Source organism: Polaribacter litoreus (assembly GCF_054584775.1).
Genome location: NZ_JBTLRD010000035.1, coordinates 1 through 5982 on the forward strand (window position 1 = coordinate 1; position 5982 = coordinate 5982).

The 5982-nt window shown below is 28.4% G+C and carries 4 protein-coding genes; all 4 read left to right on the forward strand.

From position 1 onward, the window contains the following. The first annotated feature begins 106 nt into the window (after window positions 1-106). The 4 genes from ACW9UN_RS16640 (at window position 107) to ACW9UN_RS16655 (ending at window position 5485) form a co-directional block, all read left to right on the forward strand. The gene (locus tag ACW9UN_RS16640; protein ID WP_459487492.1) at window positions 107-598 is read left to right on the forward strand and encodes a hypothetical protein; all 492 of its coding nucleotides are present in this window, start codon (window positions 107-109) and stop codon (window positions 596-598) included. 168 nt (window positions 599-766) lie between these two features. Continuing rightward, on the forward strand, window positions 767-1468 hold the full coding sequence (locus ACW9UN_RS16645) for a hypothetical protein (protein ID WP_459487493.1): 702 nt from the start codon (window positions 767-769) through the stop codon (window positions 1466-1468). 352 nt (window positions 1469-1820) lie between these two features. After that, window positions 1821-4868, forward strand: a complete 3048-nt coding sequence (locus ACW9UN_RS16650; RefSeq protein WP_459487494.1) for an HsdM family class I SAM-dependent methyltransferase — start codon at window positions 1821-1823, stop codon at window positions 4866-4868. Between the two features lie 2 nt (window positions 4869-4870). Continuing rightward, window positions 4871-5485: a hypothetical protein gene (locus ACW9UN_RS16655; RefSeq protein ID WP_459487495.1), complete on the forward strand. Its 615-nt coding sequence runs from the start codon at window positions 4871-4873 to the stop codon at window positions 5483-5485. Window positions 5486-5982: the final 497 nt, after the last annotated feature.

The following is a 5982-nucleotide window of genomic DNA, read 5'->3' on the forward strand; positions in this document are numbered from 1 at the left end:
CGCGATTTTTTTTTTAGTAATTATCAGGAAAATAGTATCTTTAATTAACGTAACTAACCATACAACCCGTACGTTGTAAGGCATTACAGAAAAACTCCAAAAAAAAATGTTGAATAAAATAATGAAAGGTTTTGTTGACTTAATCTACGGAACGAGTCGAAAAAAGAAAAAACACGAATTGTCTAATCCAAATGATAAAGTCTTTGCTTCTGATGCTTCAAAAGGAATAATAACAAACGGAAACGTAGATGTCACGAAAGGAACAAATTGGGTAAATTCTCAACGAGCAATAATTTTATTAACTAAATCTCGAATTATTTGTGGAAAATGGATAATTCCAATTGAGGAAATTGAATCTTCTGAATTATTGAAAATAAGTTCATTATTTGGAGATGGAATGGTGCTAAAAATTCAAACAAAAGATAATATAAATTATCAATTTGGTATGCAATTAAACCCTGAATGGACTGAACAACAAATATTACCACTAAATCTTGAAAAAACGAAAATAAAATATTCCCCTTTTAGCATTATAGTAAGACTAATTGCAATTGGATATTTGATTTTTTGGATATACAATAGAGTTTTAGGAAAATAAACTGAAAAGAATGAAAAAAAACGCCTTACAACACCATATATAATTTATTGCTGGCTTTTTGCTCACTTACGAAAATCCTCGCGGATTTTCTTGGTCAGTAATTATTTATTAATTTAGTTGTAAAATTCACGCAACAAACCATATATAATCACGTTAGCAAAAATATAAATGACCATCAACAAAAATATATTTCTAATTCTATTTTCATTACTATCGACAATTAATTTTGCCCAAAATACGTCTGAATTAGATTGTGAAAACGGATTTGAAAAAATAGAAACTGAGTTGGAATCTCAAAAATCGGTTTCTTATAAAATTATTTATTCTCAAAATTTATACACAGAGGAAAGCTTTGAGTTTAGCGAAGGAATAATTATAATAAATGACCTAAATGACAAAATCAAACCGAAAGAAATTATTGAAACCATTACTCGAATTGGAGTTAAAAACAATTTGACTAAAATCATAGCTTTTCGGAACTGTAATTCTATCGGACTTTATTTCCAACAGTCTGAACTCTCGACTGAACAACGGAATTTATTAAGTAATGACCTTATTGCGGAAATAGATATTGATTTACAAAAATCTTTATCAAAAAAAGAAAGAAAAAAACATAAAAGAAAGCGTGACTTAATTGAATCCGTTTCCAAAGAGTCTTGTGAAAAACTGAACGAATTAGGAACTGACAAATTAACTATGGAAAGTTTTAATCAGATAGTTTCTGGAACGTCAGCGAAATACGCTGAAAAAACTATGAAAGTTTATGAAATGTCATTTGAGGAAAGTGTAGATAAATTTTTAAAAGATTTAATGAATTATTTAATGTCTGATTGTCAAGTTGTAAAGGATTTTGCAAGGAATCAAGAATAAAAATACGTTTGCTAACACCGTATATAATTTATTGCTAGTTCTAGCCTACTTACGAAAATCCTCGCGGATTTTCTATTCGGTTTTTATTTGCTAAATTACGTGCTCAACCACGCAACAAACCATATACAAACACGTTACCTGCAAGCTGAAAAGCCAACGCGCAGTCAAGCACATTTTATTTTTTTTCGTGCCTCAAAAAATAAAAAGAGCTTGCCTTTTCCCAACGCCACCCGATGAAAATTTATTTGCTAGATTCGAATTAATTTGACTTTATTATTTTCAAAAAGATTAACTTTGTAGGTTAATAAATTCGTATTTTACGAAAAACCAAAAAAAACAATAGAAAATAATAATGAACGGACAAAAAACAATAGATTTAATTGGTTTAAACAAAGCCATTTCTACTGCTTCGAAAGACAAGAAGCTGTCCGAAAGTAAATCTATTGTCTTGAACCAAGCAAAAGAGTTTGGCATAGATGCAGTTTATTTTAATACCGATGAAAACGACAATAGTTTTCCTGCTATATTTTTAAAAAAAATAAACTCATTTGATATAGATTCATTAAAAGAAATTGCAAGCACTCACAAAAAAGCTTGGAACTTCAAAAAAGTACTATTTCTATACGTTTACTCTGAAACAGAAATTCGTATTTACAACTGTTCCGAAAAACCTATAATCATCACTAAAGATAATTTTGATTATAATAAAGAATTACAAAACATTGAAATAAAGTCTTATAAATTTTCTGATAAAAAACAAATTCAGGAACTTAATAAACTTTTTTCAACTATTGCAGTTGATACAGGAATTATCTGGACTTTAGAAGAAGCTCAGTTTATTAGAAATAAAATTGACTTACAACGCAGAGTAGATAAGTATTTAGTAGATAGTTTAGTTAACACAGCTAAACAATTAGAACAACAAGGACTTGAAATTAATTTTATTCATAAAATCATTCTTCGTTCTTTGTTTCTGTTATACTTAGAAGATAGAGAAGCTACAGACGAGAAATTTTATTCCAAAATTAGAAAGGGTGCAAAATCCTATTTTGACATTCTAAATGATGTAAACTCTACTTATGAATTATTCGATAAATTAGAAGAACATTTCAATGGTAACGTTTTTACTTTAGAAGATGGAGAAGACATATCGACCAATCAACTTCAACTAATTAAAAAATGTTTTATTAATGGTTATGATAACACACCGCAAATAAATCTATTTGAGGATTGGAGACTATTTGATTTTAGCATAATACAAATAGAATTGTTAAGTGAAATCTATGAAAACTTTTTATTTAAAACTGACCCTGAATTAAAGAAAAAAACAGGAACATATTACACACCACCTTCTTTAGTTGAATTTATTTTAAATGAGAAACTACCAGTTAATAAAGCAGAAACTAATTATAACATAAAGATTTTAGACCCTTCGTGTGGCTCTGGAATTTTTTTAGTAGAAAGCTTTAAACGATTAGTAAAGCGTTATGAGAATTCTCATAATGAAAAACTAACCGATTTTAATAAATTAAAAAAACTACTTATTGATAATATTTTTGGAATTGAATTACATCCACAAGCGATTAAAGTTGCTGCTTTTAGTTTATACTTAGCTTTAGTTGATAATCTGAACCCAAAAAATATATGGCAAAATAAAAATCATAGCTTACCAAATCTCATTAATAACCCAAAAGATAAATCATTAAAAGTACAAGGTAGAAATTTATTTTGTAGAGATACTGTAGAGACAAACGAAGAAATAGAAAACATAGAATTTAATCTAGTAGTCGGAAATCCACCGTTTGGCACTAAAGGTTTGCTTGAATCTGTAAAAAACTATTGCAAAAAATTTGATTTTGCTCAAGAAATGGTTTTACCATTTTTACATAAATCCACAAAGTTCGCACCGCAAGGAGAAATAGCATTAATATTTAACACTAAAGTTTTAACTAATCGAGGAGGAACTTATCAGAATTTCAGGAAATGGCTATTTAATGATTGTTATATAGAAAAAGTATATAATTTTTCGATACTTCGTAATGCAAAGAAAAATTTTGGTGGTCAATTATTTGGAGATGCAACTGGACCTATAAGCATTGTATTTTATCAAAAAGAGCAACCTATTAATCCTTCTGATAAAATCGCTTATTATGCGCCTAAAACTTACATCAAGTCAAATATTATTGAAGGTCTAAATATAGATTTTTCAGATTTAAAATATTTACCAAGAGAAGAATGTCAAAAACCCGACACTAAAATTTGGAAAATCACAATGTGGGGAGGAATGAATGATTGGGAATTAGTAAAACGGTTAAATCGAGATAACCCATTAATCAAGGATTTTCTTGAAAAAGAAAATATTAGTTATGGCGTAGGATTTCAAACGAGCAGTCCTAGAAATAAACCCAATACTGAAATAAAAAAACTTCCTATTCATTCCCCAAGAAATATAGTAAAATACTATACACCTAAACCTGATAAAAGAATTGATTTAGATGCATTTCACAGGTTAGGCAAAACCGAAGCATATCAAAAAGAACATATTCTATTAAACGAAGGCGTAAAAGTTCATAATGGCAATTTAACATTACTAGCTTCTTATGTTGATTATAAAAGTGCTTATTCTAAAGGGATTGTTGGTATTTATTCAAAGGATGACGATATTGATTTATTAAAATTGTTAACTGTCTATTTAAATTCTGACTTCATACGCTACTTTTCTTTTTTAACAACATCTAGTTGGGGAATAGAAAGAGATGTCGTTAAACATAAAGAATTATTCGAAGCCCCTTTTTTAATAGATAAATTAAATAAAAAAAGCAGAAATCAGATAGTAAAACTATTTGATAATAAGCTTTACGACAAAGAATTTTATTTAGTTAACAAAACAATTGAAGACGAATTAAATCAAATTATACTAAGTCATTTGTCAGAATATGACCGATTTACTATTCAACATTTGCTAAATAATATTGATTTATTCCATAAACAAGAAAAATCAAAAGCATTATTTCCCGCACTTCAAGAGCAAGTAAATATATTTAGCACATTAATTTCTATTGAATTAAATAATTTTCTTGACGGACAAGGTTTATTTGCAAATGCTACAATTTTTAATTCTATCAATAGATTTAGTCCTTTAATGATGATTAAAATTTCTTTTAATGAAAAGAAAAACGAAACTTTTCTATCAGAAGATTTTATTGATGATGAATTAAAAAAACTCGATAAACACTTATGGGAAGAAAAAGCCACCAATATCTATTTTAGAAAAAAACTTAACTATAAATCAGGGAACAATATTTATATTATTAGACCAAATCAAAGAAGATTCTGGTCGCATTCAATGGCATTAGAAGATGCTTCTGAATTAATTCTTGAAATTTTAAACGAGAATTAATTATGGCATTAAATACTATTATTCAAGAAAAATTCAAAAAGGCATTTGAGTTTAAATGTTTCAGTCTAATTATAGACGCTTATCAGGTAACGATAAATGAAAAAATAATCCAATTAGATTGGAATGAAAATGATATCTCACAAGAACTGTGTGAAAAATTAGATTGCAATCCTAAAAGGTTGAAATGGTCTATATCTGCAACTAGAGAATTTCATTTATCAACTACAACAAATAAAAAGAAAGGATTTGCCGATAAATTACCAAGAGTGGATTTAAGAATGTCTAGTATAACTTCAAAACTAGAATTTAAGTATTTTTTTGAAGCTAAACGATTAAAAGAAAACGATTCCGGACTTAAAAGAAGTTATATAGATGATGGTATGGACAGGTTTACTTCCAAAAAATATCCATCTGGTTGTATGTTAGGCTTCTTACTTCAAGGTAATGTGAACAAAACTGTAAAAGGAATTAATAAATTACTAATTAAAGACAAAAGAAACACTCAAACTCTGAATTCGAAAAAGAATGATTTGTATAAAGATTATTTTGAATCCAATCATATCGAAATTGGAGTTCTAAAACATTTGATATTTGACTTTACAAATATGTCTAATTAGGAATATTGCCAACGCTGAAAGCCATACACATTTGCAATTCGCACCAGCCAACACACAAACCCAAAATTGCAAAAGAGTATGTCTTTGCCAACGCTAGCAAGTTTGCGGAAGAAAAGCCAGCAGGTAACACCGTGTATAATTAATTGCTTGTTTTAGCTAATTTACGAAAGTCCTCGCGGACTTTCTATCTGTGATTTATTTGCTAACTTTAGTGCTTAAACCACGCAACTAATCATACACAAACACGTTAGTATACATTGGCGAATAACCTCATCAAAATTCTTGATTTCTTAAAGATTTTATGGCTTTCTTTAGCTTAGTGAAGCAGCTTATTGTTTGTTTATTTTTGGTAGTGAAAACCTAATACTTTTAAAAAAAGTGATAAAATCTGTTCGCAAGTAAATCGTGTGATTAAATCCCTTTTTTTTTGGAGTTGTTTAATAACGCAACTTCACAAAGGATAGTCTTTCTTTAATTAACTTAGTGAAAACTAGCAA